General features: G+C 69.8%; 13 protein-coding genes. 5 read left to right on the forward strand and 8 right to left on the reverse strand.

Going from position 1 to position 17,852, the window contains the following annotated elements:
- Positions 1-87 precede the first annotated feature (87 nt).
- Positions 88-654, reverse strand: coding sequence for a DJ-1/PfpI family protein (locus EF387_RS40565; RefSeq protein WP_128381617.1), 567 nt, complete (start codon positions 652-654; stop codon positions 88-90).
- Between the two features lie 633 nt (positions 655-1,287).
- Between EF387_RS40565 and EF387_RS40570 the strand changes: the two genes are divergently transcribed.
- Together EF387_RS40570 and EF387_RS40575 are read left to right on the forward strand one after the other, a co-directional pair.
- Complete coding sequence (locus EF387_RS40570; protein ID WP_128381618.1) at positions 1,288-6,231, forward strand: NAD-glutamate dehydrogenase; 4,944 nt, start codon at positions 1,288-1,290, stop codon at positions 6,229-6,231.
- A gap of 231 nt (positions 6,232-6,462) precedes the next feature.
- Entirely contained in the window at positions 6,463-7,008 is a 546-nt protein-coding gene (locus EF387_RS40575; protein WP_128381619.1) for a GtrA family protein, read from the forward strand.
- A 58-nt stretch (positions 7,009-7,066) separates the two neighbouring features.
- Here the strand turns inward: EF387_RS40575 and EF387_RS40580 are convergent, their stop codons facing one another.
- Entirely contained in the window at positions 7,067-7,822 is a 756-nt protein-coding gene (locus EF387_RS40580; protein WP_128381644.1) for an ABC transporter ATP-binding protein, read from the reverse strand.
- Positions 7,823-7,949: 127 nt separating this feature from the next.
- Entirely contained in the window at positions 7,950-8,864 is a 915-nt protein-coding gene (locus EF387_RS40585) for an ABC transporter permease (RefSeq protein WP_128381620.1), read from the reverse strand.
- A 260-nt stretch (positions 8,865-9,124) separates the two neighbouring features.
- Between EF387_RS40585 and EF387_RS40590 the strand changes: the two genes are divergently transcribed.
- Positions 9,125-9,751: a TetR/AcrR family transcriptional regulator gene (locus tag EF387_RS40590; RefSeq protein WP_128381621.1), complete on the forward strand. Its 627-nt coding sequence runs from the start codon at positions 9,125-9,127 to the stop codon at positions 9,749-9,751.
- 225 nt (positions 9,752-9,976) lie between these two features.
- Here the strand turns inward: EF387_RS40590 and EF387_RS40595 are convergent, their stop codons facing one another.
- The 3 genes from EF387_RS40595 to EF387_RS40605 all read right to left on the reverse strand — a co-directional run bounded on the left by EF387_RS40595 (position 9,977) and on the right by EF387_RS40605 (position 13,203).
- Entirely contained in the window at positions 9,977-10,369 is a 393-nt protein-coding gene (locus EF387_RS40595; RefSeq protein WP_128381622.1) for a hypothetical protein, read from the reverse strand.
- 340 nt (positions 10,370-10,709) lie between these two features.
- Positions 10,710-11,714 (reverse strand): UDP-glucose 4-epimerase GalE, encoded by a 1,005-nt coding sequence (gene galE, locus EF387_RS40600; RefSeq protein WP_128381623.1) that lies wholly within the window; start codon positions 11,712-11,714, stop codon positions 10,710-10,712.
- A gap of 163 nt (positions 11,715-11,877) precedes the next feature.
- On the reverse strand, positions 11,878-13,203 hold the full coding sequence (locus EF387_RS40605) for a glycosyltransferase 87 family protein (protein ID WP_420802686.1): 1,326 nt from the start codon (positions 13,201-13,203) through the stop codon (positions 11,878-11,880).
- 233 nt (positions 13,204-13,436) lie between these two features.
- Here EF387_RS40605 and EF387_RS40610 point away from each other — a divergent pair, with 233 nt between their 5' ends.
- Complete coding sequence (locus tag EF387_RS40610; protein ID WP_238431981.1) at positions 13,437-15,245, forward strand: glycosyltransferase family 39 protein; 1,809 nt, start codon at positions 13,437-13,439, stop codon at positions 15,243-15,245.
- 65 nt (positions 15,246-15,310) lie between these two features.
- Here EF387_RS40610 and EF387_RS40615 read toward each other — a convergent pair whose 3' ends face one another.
- A complete protein-coding gene (locus tag EF387_RS40615) occupies positions 15,311-16,216 on the reverse strand; it encodes a class I SAM-dependent methyltransferase (RefSeq protein ID WP_420802687.1) in 906 nt (301 codons plus the stop codon).
- A gap of 538 nt (positions 16,217-16,754) precedes the next feature.
- Positions 16,755-17,228, reverse strand: coding sequence for a MarR family winged helix-turn-helix transcriptional regulator (locus EF387_RS40620; RefSeq protein WP_420802688.1), 474 nt, complete (start codon positions 17,226-17,228; stop codon positions 16,755-16,757).
- A 116-nt stretch (positions 17,229-17,344) separates the two neighbouring features.
- Between EF387_RS40620 and EF387_RS40625 the strand changes: the two genes are divergently transcribed.
- Positions 17,345-17,758, forward strand: coding sequence for an organic hydroperoxide resistance protein (locus EF387_RS40625; protein WP_128381625.1), 414 nt, complete (start codon positions 17,345-17,347; stop codon positions 17,756-17,758).
- Positions 17,759-17,852: the final 94 nt, after the last annotated feature.

A 17,852-nucleotide genomic window follows, 5' to 3' on the forward strand; every position in this document is an offset into this window, starting at 1 on the left:
GTGGCGCCGTTCCCGGGGGCCGGCGGCGCAACCGGAGCGGCGCTCGCGGCGCGCGGCGCTCCGGGTACGGCGCCGGCATGTGCTGACTCAGCTCACCGGGGCCTTGGCGCGGAGCACCTCGAGGAACTCACGCATCCAGCCTGAGTGGTCCGGCCAGGCGCGGGACGAGACCAGTGTGCCGTCGACCACCGCCTCCGCGTCCTGGTAGACGGCGCCGGCCGCCTGCATGTCCAGTTCCAGCGCGGGGTAAGCCGTGACGCGCCGGCCGCGCAGGCTGTCCACGGCGGCGGTGAGCAGGGGGCCGTGGCAGATCTGGGCCACCGGCCTGTCGGTCTCGAAGAAGGCTTTGAGGATCTTGCGCAGTTCGGGGTCGTTGCGCAGATACTCCGGGGCCCGGCCGCCGGGGATGACGAGGGCCACGTACTGGCCCGGGTCGACCTCCGAGAAGGCCAGGTCGGCGGGCCAGGTGTAGCCGGGCTTCTCGGTGTAGGTGTCGAAGCCGGGTTCGAAGTCGTGGACGACGAACTGGAGGGTCTTGCGGGCGGGGGCCGCGATGTGGACCTCGTAACCCTCCTCGCGCAGTCGCTGGTACGGGTAGAGGACCTCCAGTGACTCCGCCGCGTCGCCGGTCACGATCAGGATCTTGGCTGCCATGGCGCTGCGCTCCCTCTGCTGTGCGTCGCCTTCGGCCGGGTGTCGTGTGCCCCCGTGGGTCTGCCTCATCTCAACGTCTCTCTTCGGTGGGCTCTTGCCAAGGGGGCTTGAGCCGAATGGGCAGGTAGGGGCAGTGGAAGCGGGGTTCTTTCGCCCGCACGCCCCCACCCGGCGCTCCCTCACCGCGGCTTCCGCCGGGAAACCCTCCGCCCCGGCCCGCCGGGGATGTGCGGCTGCGGGCCGAAAAGCATGCTCTCGTCCGGCTCGCCCCTGTGCAGACTGTCAAAGTTGCACCCAGTGTTTTGTACACATACGGCTCATGACGGGGCCCCCGGATCGAGCGATAGCCTGGTGGCGTGATCAGCGCGATAGTTCGCGGGGGCCTCGACGTCCCTGCTCCGCGCCCGGTCTGTGCGGAGCACATCCGCGGCCGGGCGGACGCTGGTCCCCGCGGGCGGGAACGAGCGCCGAGAGCAGCGTCACAGGCCTCCCGAGCGCCGAGAATGGCCGATAAGCCCCCGCTCAACTCTCACTGCGGCATAGCGTCGGAACAGACCGGACACCCCGCGTCGCGGCGTTACGTCGTTTCACCACCTACGTCACGCAACGGCGCGCGACAGGAGCCAGAGGACAATGCAGACCAAGCTGGACGAAGCCAAGGCCGAGCTGCTCGAACGGGCCGCTCGGGTAGCTGAGAACAGCCCGGTCGGGGGGCACCTACCGACTGGGACGACGGACGAGGGCACACCGGACCGGGACACCGTCCTCGCGTTTCTCCAGCGCTACTACCTGTACACGGCACCGGAGGACCTGGCCGACCGTGACCCGGTCGATGTGTTCGGCGCCGCCTTCTCCCACTTCAGACTGGCCGAGAAGCGCCCCCAGGGGACGGCCAACGTGCGGGTCCACACCCCGACCGTCGAGGAGAACGGCTGGACGTGCAGCCACTCCGTGGTCGAGGTCGTGACGGACGACATGCCGTTCCTCGTCGATTCGGTCACCAACGAGCTGACCCGGCAGGGACGCGGCATCCACGTCGTCATCCACCCGCAGATGACCGTACGGCGCGATGTGACCGGCAAGCTGCTGGAGGTGATGGCGGGCGGTGCCGGCGGCGGTGAGCTCCCGCACGACGCGAGCGTCGAGTCGTGGATCCACGTCGAGTTCGACCGCGAGACCGACCGCGGCGATCTGAAGCAGATCACCAGTGACCTGCTGCGCGTCCTGTCCGACGTCCGTGAGGCCGTCGAGGACTGGGAGAAGATGCGGGACGCCGCGCTGCGCATCGCCGAGGACCTGCCCGCCGAGCCGACCGCCGACGACCTGCCCGAGCAGGAGCTGGAGGAGGCCCGGGAGCTGCTGCGCTGGCTGGCGGACGACCACTTCACCTTCCTGGGGTACCGCGAGTACCAGCTGCGGGAGGACGACTCCCTGGCCGCGGTCCCCGGCACCGGGCTCGGCATACTGCGCTCCGACCCGCACCACCACGCCGACGAGAGCCACCCCGTCAGCCCCTCCTTCGAGCGGCTGCCCGCCGACGCCCGCGCCAAGGCCCGCGAGCACAGGCTGCTCGTCCTGACGAAGGCCAACAGCCGGGCGACCGTGCACCGGCCCTCGTACCTGGACTACGTGGGCGTCAAGAAGTTCGACGCCAACGGCAACGTCGTCGGTGAGCGGCGCTTCCTTGGGCTGTTCTCCTCGGCCGCCTACACGGAGTCCGTGCGGCGGGTGCCGGTGATCCGGCGCAAGGTCGACGAGGTGCTCAGGGGCACCGGGTTCTCGCCCAACAGCCACGACGGGCGGGACCTGCTGCAGATCCTGGAGACCTACCCGCGCGACGAGCTGTTCCAGACCCCGGTCGACGAACTGCGGTCCATCGTCACCTCCGTGCTGTACCTGCAGGAGCGCCGGCGCCTGAGGCTCTACCTGCGGCAGGACGAGTACGGGCGCTACTACTCGGCCCTCGTCTACCTCCCCCGTGACCGCTACACCACCGCCGTTCGCCTCAAGATCATCGAGATCCTGAAGGAGGAGCTGGGCGGCACCAGCGTCGACTTCACCGCCTGGAACACCGAGTCGATCCTGTCCCGGCTGCACTTCGTGGTCCGTGTCCCGCAGGGCACCGAACTGCCGGAGCTGTCCGACATCGACAAGGAGCGCATCGAGGCCCGGCTGGTCGAGGCCGCCCGCTCCTGGGAGGACGCCTTCGCCGAGGCGCTCAACGCCGAGCTCGGCGAGGAGCACGCGGCCGAACTGCTGCGCCGCTACGCCCACGCGTTCCCAGAGGGCTACAAGGCCGACCACACCCCGCGTTCCGCTGTCGCCGACCTGGTCCACCTGGAAGGCCTCAGCGACGCCGACGGCGGCCAGGACTTCGCGCTCAGCCTGTACGAGCCGGTGGGCGCAGGGCCGGACGAGCGGCGCTTCAAGATCTACCGTAACGGCGCCCCCGTCTCGCTCTCCGCGGTGCTGCCGGTGCTCAGCCGGCTGGGCGTCGAGGTCACCGACGAGCGGCCGTACGAGCTGCGCTGCGCGGACCGTTCGACGGCCTGGATCTACGACTTCGGGCTGCGGCTGCCCAGGTCGCTCAGCGGCAACGGCGACTACCTCGGCGACGACGGCCGCGAACGGTTCCAGCAGGCGTTCGCCGCGACCTGGACCGGACAGGCCGAGAACGACGGCTTCAACGCGCTGGTGCTGAGCGCGGGACTGACCTGGCGGCAGGCGACGGTGCTGCGCGCGTACGCCAAGTACCTGCGTCAGGCCGGGTCGACGTTCAGCCAGGACTACATGGAGGACACCCTCCGCCACAACGTCCACACCACCAGGTTGCTCGTGTCGCTCTTCGAGGCCCGGATGTCCCCGGACCGCCAGCGGGCGGGCACCGAACTCACCGACGCGCTGCTGGAAGAGGTCGACGCGGCGCTCGACCAGGTCGCGAGCCTGGACGAGGACCGCATCCTGCGCGCCTTCCTCAATCTCATCAAGGCCACCCTGCGCACCAACTTCTTCCAGGAGGCGCAGGGCGGCAAGCCGCACGACTACGTCTCCATGAAGTTCGACCCGACGGCCATCCCGGACCTGCCGGCGCCGCGGCCCGCGTACGAGATCTGGGTGTACTCCCCGCGGGTCGAGGGCGTGCACCTGAGGTTCGGCAAGGTCGCGCGCGGCGGACTGCGCTGGTCCGACCGCAAGGAGGACTTCCGTACGGAGATCCTCGGCCTGGTCAAGGCGCAGATGGTGAAGAACACCGTCATCGTGCCGGTCGGCGCCAAGGGAGGCTTCGTCGCCAAGCAGTTGCCGGACCCGTCCGTGGACCGGGACGCCTGGCTCGCCGAGGGCATCCGCAGCTACCGGACGTTCATCTCCGCGCTGCTCGACATCACCGACAACATGGTGGCCGGTGAGGTCGTACCGCCCGCCGACGTCGTACGGCACGACGAGGACGACACCTATCTCGTGGTCGCCGCCGACAAGGGCACGGCGACGTTCTCGGACATCGCCAACGAGGTCGCCGAGTCCTACAACTTCTGGCTCGGGGACGCCTTCGCCTCCGGCGGCTCGGCCGGTTACGACCACAAGGGCATGGGGATCACCGCCCGCGGCGCCTGGGAGTCCGTCAAGCGCCACTTCCGGGAGCTGGGCGTGAACACCCAGGCCGAGGACTTCACGGTGGTCGGCATCGGTGATATGTCCGGTGACGTGTTCGGCAACGGCATGCTGCTGAGCGAACACATCCGGCTGGTGGCGGCCTTCGACCACCGGCACATCTTCATCGACCCGAACCCGGACGCCGCGACCTCGTACGCCGAGCGCCGCCGGCTGTTCGAACTGCCGCGCTCCTCGTGGGAGGACTACGACAAGGAGCTGCTGTCGCCGGGCGGCGGTGTCTTCCCCCGCACGGCCAAGGCGATCCAGCTCAACTCGCACATCCGCGAAGCCCTCGGGATCGAGTCCAAGGTCGCCAAGATGACCCCGGCCGACCTGATGAAGACGATCCTCAAGGCGCCGGTCGACCTGCTGTGGAACGGCGGCATCGGCACGTATGTGAAGGCCTCGACCGAGTCGAACGCGGACGTCGGCGACAAGAGCAACGACGCGATCCGGGTCGACGGCGCCGACCTCAGGGTCAGGGTCGTCGGCGAGGGCGGCAACCTCGGCCTCACCCAGCTCGGCCGGATCGAGTTCGCGCTGGGCGGCGGCCGGATCAACACCGACGCCATCGACAACAGCGCGGGCGTGGACACCTCCGACCACGAGGTGAACATCAAGATCCTGCTCAACGGCCTGGTCTCGGAAGGCGACATGACGGTCAAGCAGCGCAACAAGCTGCTCGCCGAGATGACCGACGAGGTCGGCCGGCTGGTACTGCGCAACAACTACGCGCAGAACACGGCGATCGCCAACGCCCTCGCCCAGTCCAAGGACATGCTCCACGCGCAGCAGCGCTTCATGCGCCACCTGGTGCGGGAAGGGCACCTCGACCGGGCCCTGGAGTTCCTGCCGACCGACCGCCAGATCCGGGAGCGGCTCGGCTCCGGGCAGGGCCTGACCGGACCGGAGACCGCGGTACTGCTGGCGTACACCAAGATCACCGTCGCGGACGAGCTGCTGCACACGCCGCTGCCCGACGACCCGTATCTGCGCAGCCTGTTGTACGCGTACTTCCCGACGGCGCTGCGCGACCAGTTCGCCGAGCAGATCGACGCACACGCACTGCGCCGCGAGATCATCACGACCGTCCTGGTCAACGACACGGTCAACACCGGTGGGACGAGCTTCCTGCACCGGCTGCGGGAGGAGACCGGGGCTTCGTTGGAGGAGATCGTCCGGGCGCAGACCGCGGCCCGCGCGATCTTCGGCTCCGGTGCGGTGTGGGACGGGGTCGAGGCGCTCGACAACCAGGTCGAAGCGGCCGTGCAGACCCGGATCCGGCTGCACTCGCGCCGGCTCGTCGAACGCGGCACCCGCTGGCTGCTCAACAACCGGCACCAGCCGCTGGAACTCACCGAAACCATCGCCTTCTTCAAGGAGGGCGTGGACCGGGTCTGGGGCGAGCTGCCGAAGCTGCTGCGCGGTGCGGACGCCGAGTGGTACCAGAAGATCTTCGACGAACTGACGGGCGCGGGAGTCCCGGAGCAGCTCGCCACCCGGGTGTCCGGCTTCTCCTCCGCCTTCCCGACGCTCGACATCGTCCAGGTGGCCGAACGTATGGGCAAGGATCCGATGGACGTCGCCGAGGTGTACTACGACCTCGCCGACCGGCTGCGGATCACCCAGCTCATGGACCGTATCGTCGAACTGCCGCGCGCCGACCGCTGGCAGTCGATGGCCCGGGTCTCCATCCGTGAGGACCTGTACGCGGCGCACGCGGCGCTGACGGCCGACGTGCTCGCGGCGGGCAACGGCACCTCGACGCCGGAGCAGCGGTTCAAGGCCTGGGAGCAGAAGAACGCGGCGCTGCTGGGCCGGGCCCGGACGACCCTGGAGGAGATCCAGACCTCCGAGTCGTTCGACCTCGCCAACCTGTCCGTCGCGATGCGCACCATGCGGACGCTGCTGCGTACGCATTCGTAGGGATCGGCGTCCGGGAGTTTTCGGTGTCTCGGCGTTTCCCGTAGGAGGACGGGGCCACCCCTTCGCAGCATGGGGTGGCCCCCTTTTTCGTGCGCCGGGGTTCTCCTGGGATTTCTTTCCTGCCCGCTCCCAGGCTGATTCAGGCGCGTAATTTACCTATCCGCACTGAATGCGGCGACTGGGCCAGGGTGGCCCGAGGGTGTGACGGCGAAAGTGTGGAGAAGCGGAACCGTGACGGTGAATCTCTTCGAGGGTCGCGTCGGCGCCCCGACTCCTGTGCCCGTCCTGGTGCGGACCCGGCGGATCGCTCTTGAGGTCGTCAAGTTCGCGGTGGTGGGTGGCAGCGGAGTGGCGGTCAATTTCCTCGTCTTCAATCTTCTGCTGCACGGGGTGGGTTCGGGCGCCATGGTGGCCACCGTCGTCGCGAGCTGCGTGGCTATGACCAACAATTACCTGGGCTTCCGGTTCTTCGCCTACCGCGACCGGGCCTCGCGCAGCCGGCAGCAGATCGTGCTGTTCTTTGTTTTCAGCGGACTCGGCGTGGTCATGGAAAGCGTGCTGTTCTACATGCAGTACCACGGCTTCGCCATGAATGGCCCGCTCGGCTCCAACATGGCCAAAGCCGTCTCGATCATGCTGGCCTCGGCGTTCCGGTTCCTCGTGTACCGGACGTGGGTTTTCCAGCACAATGCGCGTCGCGGCTGGTCGGGGCACTGGAACCGGACTTCGGGCTGCCGCCGTGCTGGTTGTCGTCCTTCTGCCCACTGCTCGCCGTGAACGGATTTTGTCGGGTGGCTCAGCGGGCCGGCGGGTACCACGGCCGTGCCGCCGCCTACTACCCGCCGCTCCTGGTGAACTTCTCGTACTCCCGGATGACCTCGGCCGTCGGCCCGTCCATGCGGAGTTCGCCGCGTTCCAGCCACAGCACCCGGTCGCAGGTGTCCCGGATCGACTTGTTGTTGTGGCTGACCAGGAACACCGTGCCGGCGTGCTTGCGCAGTTCGCGGATGCGGGCCTCGGAACGCTGCTGGAAGGAGCGGTCGCCGGTGGCGAGCGCCTCGTCGATCAGCAGGACGTCGTGGTCCTTGGCGGCGGCGATGGAGAAGCGGAGCCGGGCCGCCATGCCGGAGGAGTAGGTCCGCATGGGGAGCGTGATGAAGTCGCCCTTCTCGTTGATGCCGGAGAACTCGACGATCTCCTGGTAGCGCTCCTTGATCTGCTCGCGGGACATGCCCATCGCCAGGCCGCCGAGGTAGACGTTGCGTTCGCCGGTGAGGTCGTTCATCAGGGCCGCGTTGACACCGAGCAGCGAGGGCTGGCCGTCCGTGTAGATCCTGCCGCTCTCCACCGGCAGCAGTCCGGCGACCGCCTTGAGCAGGGTGGACTTGCCCGAGCCGTTGGTGCCGATCAGGCCGATCGCTTCGCCCTTGTAAGCGGTGAAGGAGACGCTCCTGACCGCGTGCACCGTGCGGACGCCCGCCGTCTTCTCGGCCTGCCCGCGGCGCAGGATGCGGTTGAGGGCGGCGGTGGCGGTGCCGCGGCCGGCTCCCGTGCCGTTGACGCGGTAGACGATGTCGACGCGGTCGGCGATGACGGTGGGAACGGGTCCGCGGCGGTCGCGGCCGTGGTCTCGGTCGTCGTCGTGGTCGCGGTGGTTGTGGTGGCGGTCGCCGTCGGGGTGGTGGCGGTCGGCCGGCCGTGCGGGGGTTTGCAGGATGTCAGCCACGACCGTAGGTCTCCTCGGCCTTCCAGAAGTAGACGAAACCGCCGACGCCGGCGAGCAGCGCCCAGCCCAGGGCGATCGCCCAGACGTGGTGCGGCAACTGGCCCGCGTCGAAGCTGTCGATGAGCGCGTAACGCATGAGGTCGATGTAGACCGCGGCCGGGTTGGTCTCCAGCGCGAGGTACACGGCGTGCGGCAACCGGTGGTTCCTCATGATGTGCTCCAGGCTCCACATGACGCCCGAGACGTACATCCACGTCCGCAGCAGGAACGGCATCAGCTGGGCGATGTCCGGCGTCTTGGCGCCCATGCGCGCCATCACCATCGCGATGCCCGCGTTGAAGGTGGACTGCAGCAGCAGAGCCGGGACGCACAGCAGCCAGGAGGCGGCGACGGGCACCCCGAAGCAGAGCAGGATCACCACCAGCGCGGCCATGGAGAACAGCAGTTGCTGGAGCTGCTGCAGTGCGAAGGAGATGGGGAGTGCGGCGCGCGGGAAGTGCAGCGCGCGGACCAGCCCCAGGTTGCCGGAGATGGCGCGGGTGCCGGCCATGATCGAGCTCTGTGTGAACGTCCACACGAACACGCCGGTGACCAGGAACGGGACGTAGTCGGGCACGCCGTGCTTGGTGCCCATCAGGACGCCGAAGATGAAGTAGTAGACCGCTGCGTTGAGCAGTGGGGTGGCCACCTGCCAGACCTGGCCCAGCTTGGCCTGGCTGTACTGGGCGGTCAGCTTTGCGGTGGCGAAGGCGGTGATGAAGTGGCGGCGCGCCCACAGTTGGCGGATGTACGCGGGCAGGGAGGGGCGGGCGCCGCTCACCGACAGGCCGTACCGGGCGGCCAGGGCGGCGGGGTCGTCGTCGGTCACTGTCTGGGCCGGAGGCGGTGTGGAGAGGACCTGGCTCACATCCGCTGCTTTCGCTCAGGGGTCGGGGGGCTGGAGCTGGGGCTGGGGGCTGGAGGGCTGGAGCTGGGGGCTCACGCAGGGAGGCCGCGGTGACTCGGAGCCCTGCAGCGACCTTCCGCTTCTCGACGGGACCGCCGCCTTCTTACGGTGCTCTTGCCCAGCTCTTACGTCGGGACGGTCCCGTATCGTCGTAACGTGAGCGTACGGCGATCTGACGTCGGAACGCAACCGTCTCGTCGTAACGCCCCTATGCTGAGGCCATGACGACCAATGCCGACGTCCCCGGCCCGCGGCCGCGCCGCCGGGCCCCCGCCGGAGCGGCCGTGCTCAGGGAGGACGTGACGGAGGCCATCCGGGCCGCCGTCTTCGAGGAACTCGCCGCCGTCGGCTATGCCCGGATGTCGATCGAGGGCATCGCCCGCCGGGCGGGCGTCGGCAAGACCGCGGTATACCGGCGCTGGCGCTCCAAGCTGCACCTGGTCCTCGACCTGGTCTCGGCGGTCGCGGTGCAGGGGCTGCCGGCGCCCGACACGGGCTCGCTGGAGGGGGACCTGCGGCTGCTGTACGAGGTGACCTCGCGGGCCCTGCGCCATCCCGTGGCCGGGCAGATCATCCCGGACCTCCAGGCGGAGGCGGCTCGCAACCCGGAGATCGCCGAGGCCTTGCAGAAGGCGCTGCGCGAAGGGCAGCAGGGGGTCGCGAGCGGAATCGTGTCGGCGGCGGCCGCGCGCGGGGAGCTGCGTGAGGGGCTCGACCAGGAGCTGGCCCTGGATCTGATCTCGGGGCCCCTGTACTGGCGCTCGGTGGTCGTGCGCGGCCCCAGGCCGCCGAAGGACTACCTGGAGAGCCTGGCGCGGGCGACGGCGGGGGCGCTCAGGGCGCTGTAGCGACGCCGTTGGCCGCCGCGTATGCCGAGGACCGCGGGTCGAGCACGACCGTGGGAGCCCGCTCGGCACCAACTGTCGGCCGAACCGGAAAAGGAGACTGACGGGGTTTTTCGGCGCAGTGTGTTCGGCGGATTCAGCCGATTGCAGGTGAATTACCGAACGGCTTGGTCCCGGGTGGCGCCAGCCGCCCCGGGACCAAGACAGATGCGGTTCAGTAAATGCGGTTCAGCAGGCCTTCCAGCCCGTCCACTTGTTGTTCGAGTACCAGAGGGTGTTGCAGTAGTGGTTGCCCGACGATGTCACGAAGTCGACGATCTTGCCATCCGGGTTGTCGCCCCAAGCAGCGAGTCTCAGCGCCTTGCCGTTGCCCGGCATTTCCTTCCAGCCGCCCGCGCCGTCCCAGGTGTGCCAAATGCTGCCGGAGGGGGCCACGCCGAAACATTCATCCGGTCCGTTTTCCCACTTGACGAAAGTCGCGCCGTATTGGTTGAAGTTCCCCTTGTAGCCGAAGCATGTGGCCTCACCCGCGGATGCGGGTGAGGCGGCCAGGCCTACCGCGCCGATCGCTGCCAGTGAAACCGCGGCGGCAGCGGCCGACAGGCGGAAACGAGACTTCATGAGCTCTCCTTCGCTATGGCCGACGGTGCCGGCTCGCAAACCGCATGTTATGGAAATGCAAGATCATTTCACAAGAACGGTTTCGGCTTTCCGGGACGGGCGGAGCGGCGCGCTCCGTGCGGGCGTGAAGTAAGTGGGATTCAGCTTCGCGTAACCCGCTCTTCTCTTGCCCTCGGTGCACAATATGGACAAACGGTCGGAAAGGGTGGCGTTGCGAGGTGTGGTCCCGTGTTCACGGCGCTCGGGCAGAACAGCGGAAAAGGGCGGCATGATTTCTGGCCGGAAAGGTGCGAGAGGAATTCTCCGCGGGGGGTTTAATGATGCGCGCCGTGCAATCTTTCTAAGAAGGTCCGCGTCCGCCGGCCTGGGCGCGGCCCGCCTCCGGGTGGTGGTGGAGCCAGCCCGCCCAGGCCGAGGTGATCATGCCGTGGATGCCGTGGCGGGCCTTCCAGCCCAGTTCCGTTGCGGCGCGGTCGGCCGAGGCGACGACGCGGGCGGGGTCGCCGGGGCGGCGGGGGGTGACGACGGGCGGGAGGGCGTGGCCCGTGACCGCGGTGATGCGGTCGATCATCTCCCGTACGGAAACGCCCTCGCCGCGGCCGATGTTGAGGGTGAGGTCCGTACCCGGGACGGCGGTCAGCCGGCGGGCCGCCGCCACATGGGCCTCGGCCAGGTCGACCACATGGATGTAGTCCCGGACACAGGTGCCGTCCGGAGTGTCGTAGTCGTCCCCGAAGATACGGGGCGCCGCCCCCTCGGTGAGCCGTTCGAAGACCATCGGCACCAGGTTGAAGACGCCCACGTCCGCGAGTTCCGGCCGGGCCGCGCCCGCCACGTTGAAGTAGCGCAGCGACGCCGTCGCCAGCCCGTGCGCCCGCCCCGTCGCCCGGACCAGCCACTCACCCACGAGTTTCGTCTCGCCGTACGGGCTCAGCGGCACGCAGGGGGTCTCCTCGGTGACCAGGTCCACGTCCGGCATCCCGTAGACCGCCGCCGAGGAGGAGAACACGAAGGAGGGCACCGAGGCGGCCGTCACCGCCTCCAGCAGCACCCGCAGGCCCTCCACGTTCTCCTGGTAGTAGCTCAACGGCAGCTCGACCGACTCGCCCACCTGTTTCTTCGCCGCCAGATGCACCACCCCGGTCACCCCGTGCTCCCTCAGCGCGTCGGCGACCCGCTCCCCGTCGAGCGTCGAGCCCACCACCAGCGGCACCCCGTCGGGAACCCGTGCGGCGATCCCGGTGGACAGGTCGTCGTACACCACGGCGCGTTCGCCGGCAGCGGTCATCGCCCGCACGACGTGCGCCCCGATGTATCCGGCTCCGCCGGTGATCAGCCAGGTCATGCGGCATTTCCTCCTGTGGTCGGTCGGTTCCTCACATGTCCGGAGAGATCAGTGAAGCAGGTGGCGGCGCCGGCCGACGCAGTACCCAGGCAGCCGGCCCGGCCCCGCGGTATCCAGGTAGCCGGCCCGCAGTACCCAGCCAGGGGATGTGCCGGCAGGTGCTTCAAGTCTCGCCCTCTGAAGGTCGTTCTACGGTGCGCGGTGCCACGGTGCGCGGCGCCCCCGCGGCCCGCCACAGCCGTACGAACGACAGCGCCGCAGCCGCGGCCAGCAGCCCGTTGCGGACGACCATCAGCAGACAGCCCGCCCAGGTGCAGCGGATGACCTCTCCGTAGAACGCCGGATAGGCGACCGTGCTCAGCGCTGTCGCCGCCATGAGCAGCGCGGCCACCGGGCGCTGGGTGGTGTGCCGCGAGGTCAGACAGACGGCGGCCAGGCCGACCAGCCAGATCATGTACTGGGGGCTGATCACCCGGCTGGTGACGGTGAAGAGCAGCACCGCCGCGAGTGCCGCGTCGTACGGCGTCGCCTCGGTCCACCGGCGGGCGCGCAGCCGCCACAGCACGAGCAGCCCGAAGGCGGCCACGGTCAGCACCATTGAGACCATCGCGACCTGACGGACGTACGGGCCCGTGAACTCCATGGCGCCGTACTGGTGGCGCGCCTTCCCCGGCCAGCCCGCCCGGCTGGCCAGGGCGAGGGCCGTGCCGCCCAGCGACTCGATCTGCACTCCCCGGCCGCTCTGCTGGCGCAGGAAGTCGAAGGGATGCGTGAAGAAGGCCGTCAGCAGGGCGAGCAGCGCGGTCGCGGTGACGGCCGCGGACGTCCAGATCTCCTTGCTGGAACGGCCCTTCGGCGTGCCGAGCAGCACCAGCGCGGGCCAGACCTTGACCAGCGCCCCCACGGCGGCGAACGCGCCGCACGCGCGCGTGGAGCGCGTCAGCGTCAACAGGGAGAGGACGGCGAGGGCCGTGGCCGGCAGGTCGTACCGGGCCATGGGCAGGTGCAGGAGCAGCGGGAGACCGGCGACCCAGAAGAGTGCGCCCAGCGCCGAACGGCCTTTCCGCATACCCGCTCCGAGCACGGCGAGAGCGACCACGGCGTCCGCGGCGAGGGCGAGCAGCACGAAGCCCTGGAAGTAGGTCGGGCCCGGCAGCAGGGCCGGCAGGAGCAGGACGGCGCCCGCGCCCGGAGGGTACTGCCAGAGCTGGTCGCCCACCGGGAAGCCGCCGTGCAGCAGCACTTCGGACCAGCGCTGGTACAGGTGGTGCACCTCGCGAGCCACACCGCCCCCGCCCAGCCACCTGCTCTCGTCGTGAGTGACGAGCCACAGCATGAGAGCGCGCGTGACGATCCAGAGGGCGGTCAGGGCGGTCAGGGCGATGACCGGGGGCCTCCGTAACCGCTTGAGGCGGCGAAGCGCGGCGGGGGCGCTGCCGGGGATGGCGGGCCCGGTCCGGGTTCCGGAGGTGAGCGTGGGGGGTGTCACGGGATGGAGCGTAGGACGTTTTCCGGCTGATACGCGGTCAATGCAGAGCGAAGACTGAGCAATAGCAAAAAATCGGGCCCATGGTGGTCAAAGCCAAGGTAACGGGCAAGGCCTGGGGCGAAGGCGGGGGCAAGGCTGGGAACAAGACCGGGGGCAAGGCTGGGAACAAGCCCGGGGGCAAGGCTGGGAGCGAGGCCGGGAAGAGACCCGCGCGCGAGGCCGATGGTTCGAGGGTGCCCCCTGTGACTGCGGGGGCGGCGACGACTGAGCGCGCGGGAGCGGTCCGTATGGGAGTGGCCGGGGCGGCGCGGGCGGGGACGGTGCGCGCGGGAGCCGGGGCGGCGCGGCCGGGGGCGTTGCGCGCGGGAGCCGTGGCGGTGCCCGTGGTCGCGATGCTCGCCGTCGGGCTGTGCGGGATCGACCGGGGCGGGATGTGGCGCGACGAAGGAGTGACGTACCAGGTCGCACAGCGGTCGGTGCCCGAGATCTGGCGGCTGCTGCACACCGTCGACGCCGTGCACGGGCTCTACTACCTGCTGATGCACGGCGTTCTCGCCCTCGCCCCCGGTGCCGGGGAGGTCGTGTTGCGGCTGCCGTCGGTGCTGGGGGCGTGCGTGGCGGCCGGGCTGGTTGCGGCGCTCGGTGTGCGGCTGGGACGGCCGCGGGTGGGGCTGTGGGCCGGGCTGCTCTACGCCGCCACGCCCATGGTCGGGTACTACGCGCAGGAGGGCCGGTCGTACGCGCTGGTGGCCGCCGGGGTCGCCGGGGCGACGCTGCTCCTCGTGCGGTGCGCCGACGGGCGGGGCCGGTGGTGGGCGTACGGGCTGGTCGTCGCGGTGACCGCGGTGCTGCACGAGCTGGCGGTGCTCATGGTGGCGGCGCACGCCGTGACGCTGGCGGTGGGACGCGTGCCGGGGCGGGCGTGGCGGGGCTTCGTGTGTGCGGTCGGGGGTGCGGTGGGGGTTCTGCTGCCTCTGGTGCTGGTCTCGCACGGGCAGTCGGAGCAGGTCGCCTGGCTTCGGGCGCCGGGGTGGGAGGCGACCGAGGCGCTGGGACGGCGGTTCGCGGGGCCGCTGCCGCTGGGTCTGGCCGGGGCGCTTGCCGCTGCGGCCCTGTGGGGCGGGGCCTTTCGGCGGGGCGGGTTGTCGCTCGCGGGCGTCGCGCTGCCGCTCGCGGTGGTGCCGCCGGGAGCGATCTTGGTGGCGTCACAGTGGTCGCCCCTCTACACCGAGCGCTATGTGCTCTACGCGCTGGCGGGGGTGCAGTTGCTGGTGGCCGCGGGCGCTGATCGCGTGGTGGCGGTGGCGGCGACGGTGGGGACGGACATGGGGGTGGGGATCGGCCGTGTGGTCCGGGCCCGGCTCCCTCGCGCGGGCGGGCTGTGTGCCGGTCGTAGGGACGTCAGGGGTGTCTCGCTCGTGCGAAGGCTGGGGATCCGTGGTGGGGGCGTCACTCTTGTCGGTGTCGTCGTCATCGCCCTTGCCTTCTGCACGAGGCTCCCCTCGCTGCAGCGGGACCGGAGCACGGACGGGCGGCCCGACGATCTCGCCCCTGTCGCCGCCCTCGCCGCACGGCAACTGCGGGGCGGCGACCCGGTCCTCTTCCTGCCCGCCATCGGACGGCGGATCGCTCTCACCTATCCACGGGGCTTCCGCAAGGGGAAGGACATCGCGCTGCGGGTGCCGGGGGACAGGTCCGGGACGCTGTACGGGACGGAGGTCGGCGGCACGGAGCTGCGGCGCCGACTCACCGCCGTGACACGGGTCTGGGTGATCGCGCAGCCCTTCGCCGAGCGGGCCGGCTGGTGTCCCGACGACGCAACCGAGCGGACCAAGTTGACCGTGGTGAACGAGGAGTTTCGGCCCCGGGCGGAGTTCGTGAGAGGGGGCGTCGTGCTGCGACTGTACGTACGCCGGACGTTCATCGCACCCGCCTCGGTACCCGTTGCCCCTCCGTCCGGCCGGACGGCTGCTGCTCCGGATGCCGGCCCGCCTTGTGCAGCGCTGCCTTCAGCCGGTCCAGCCTCCCGCCCGGTCCCCTGATCTCCTCCCGTTCGAATCCGCCGTCCGCCGCCCCCCGCATCCCGCCCGGCACCAGCAGCGCGCTGTCACGCCTCCGCGCGCAGATAGGCCGAGTTCGCCACCTGGCCGAGGAACGTCAGCCGGGTGTCGGTGGCCATGTGCTTGTCGAAGGCCTCTTTGATGCCGGGCCACTTGGCGTGTCCGAAGTCGTCGAGTACGACGATGCCTCCGGGCGCGACGATCTGCTCGGCCCACTCCAGATCCGCGCTGACACCGGCGGCGGAGTGGTCCCCATCGACGATGATCGTTCCGTAGGACCGGTCAGAGACCTTGGCGCGCACCTCGGGGTCCTCGGAGAAGCCCTGCTGGACACGGGCCGCGGCTCCGGCGACGCCGGCCAGGGCCAGATTGGTGCGCACCGCGGCCTCGCGCGCGGGGGTGCCCGTCGGGTCGTCTCCCTCGGTGGTGCCCGGCTGCAACTGCAGGCCCGCGAGCGGGTCCACGATCGTCAGGCTCGGGTTGCGCCCCGCGCGCTCCATCATCCGGATCAGGGCCGCACCGAACATCCCGTACAGGGTGCCGATCTCCAGGATCTCGTCGTTCGGCGGGTCGAGCAGCGGCACGGCGGAGAGCTTGCCGCAGATGTTCATGGTGCCGCCGGCGATACGGCCGACCCCGAGGGACTCCAGGGCGATGAGCAGCCGGAACGCCTGGGCGATGTTGCGCTCCGCGCCGTCCCTGTCCCCGGTCACGGCTGCCAACTCGTCGATGGCGCGGTTGAGATGGACCTGGGCAGGGAGTCGGGACACGCCGCGGCCCGTTCCGTCGAGCAGGAGCTCGAGGGGGCGCTGACGGTCGCGCAGCACCGTCAGTTCGCGCCGCAGTCCGCTTTTTGAGTCTTCCTCGATGGAGCGGCGGATCTGCCGCTCGATGCGCTGATCGATGAGGTCGGCGATCGGACGCAGGGCTCGCCGGGCAGCTTTCGTGGTCATTAGCGCTCGCATGGCTCTGTGACCCTCACAGGAGTAGGGGAGTGCTGCGTAAGTGGGGGGGAGGGCGTGCATGCCTCGCCTGCGACGGGCGGACACGGGTCCGGTGTGCTCCGGTCAGGGGACAGTAACGGGTAAGGAGCCCACGGAACAAACATGGCAAACGATGCACTCTGTGCAGGGAACGCTGGGGTAAATCCGGGACTACACAAGGGCTTTGTGCGTGGCGGCCCACCTGGTGCCCCGACAGGCAACGTTCGCCCGTCGCGACGCCCGGCACGCTCCCCCAAGCTCTTCGAGCAGGGGGTACCCCCACTCGCCGCACCGGCCGAAAGCCCAAGTACGTCCAGTACGAGGACTTCCGGCCGGCACTCCCCAAGCTCTTCGAGCAGGGGGTACCCCCCAGAGCGCGCTCCCCCAAGCTCTCGACTTCTCCGCCACTCTCGGCTGCGCTCGAGCGGGGGGACCCCCATGAGCAGGGGGATCCCCATGACGCCGCTCCTTTACGGGCGAACGTTGCCTGCCGCGGCACTAGCCCCGGCTACTCCTCCAGGTGTCGCGCCGCCTCGTCCAGTGCCGCGGTCAGCCGGTCCAGCCTCGCGCGCAGCTCTCTGAGCTCCTCCAGTTCGAACCCGGTCGCCCCGGCGATCCGTCGCGGTACCCGCAGCGCGCGCGAGCGCAGTTCGGTGCCGGTCTCGGTCAACCGCACCAGCACCGAGCGCTCGTCGGCGGCACTGCGCTCGCGCTGTACGTAGCCGGCCGCCTCCAGCCGCTTCAGCAGCGGCGACAGCGTGCCCGAGTCCAGGCGCAGATGCTCGCCCAGCGTCTTGACCGGCAGTTCGCCGTGTTCCCACAGCACCAACATCACCAGGTACTGGGGATAGGTGAGTCCCAGGTCCTTCAGAAGCACGCGGTAGACGCCGTTGAAGGCGCGGGAGGCGGCGTGCAGCGAGAAGCAGATCTGGCGGTCGAGGCGGAGGAACTCCGCCTCGGCGGGAGTGGGCATGACGGTCATGTCTCCAGGATAACTCTGCCGCAACTTAGTTGTGCACAATTGAATTGTATGCTTCACTTCCATCCGTAGGGCGGCCGAACGGGACGCCGATACGAACCTGAGAGGGATGGTCTTTCATGGACGCGCTGTACACCGCCGTCGCCACCGCCACGCATGGCCGCGAGGGGCGCGCCGTCAGCTCCGACGGCAAGATCGACCTTCAGCTCGCCATACCGGTGGAGATGGGCGGCAGCGGCAACGGCACCAACCCGGAGCAGCTGTTCGCCGCGGGGTACGCCGCTTGTTTCGCCAGCGCGCTCGGGCTCGTCGGCCGGCAGGCCAAGGTCGACGTCAGCGAGGCCGCAGTGACCGGCGAGGTCGGTATCGGCAAGCAGGGCGAGGGTTTCGGTCTCGCGGTCACGCTGCGTGTGGAGCTGCCGGACTCCGTGGACGCCGAGACGGGCCGCAAGCTGGTCGAGCAGGCCCATCAGGTGTGCCCCTACTCCAACGCGACCCGTGGCAACATCCCGGTCGAGCTGGTCGTCGAGTAGACGTCCAGTCGTCGTCGGACGGCGGGCGAAGCGGTCCGCGAGACTTCCCAGGAGAGGGGCGCACCCGGGCGGGTGCGCCCCTCTCCTGGGATGT

This window comes from Streptomyces cavernae, from assembly GCF_004023625.1.
GTDB classification, from domain to species: Bacteria; Actinomycetota; Actinomycetes; order Streptomycetales; family Streptomycetaceae; genus Streptomyces; species Streptomyces cavernae.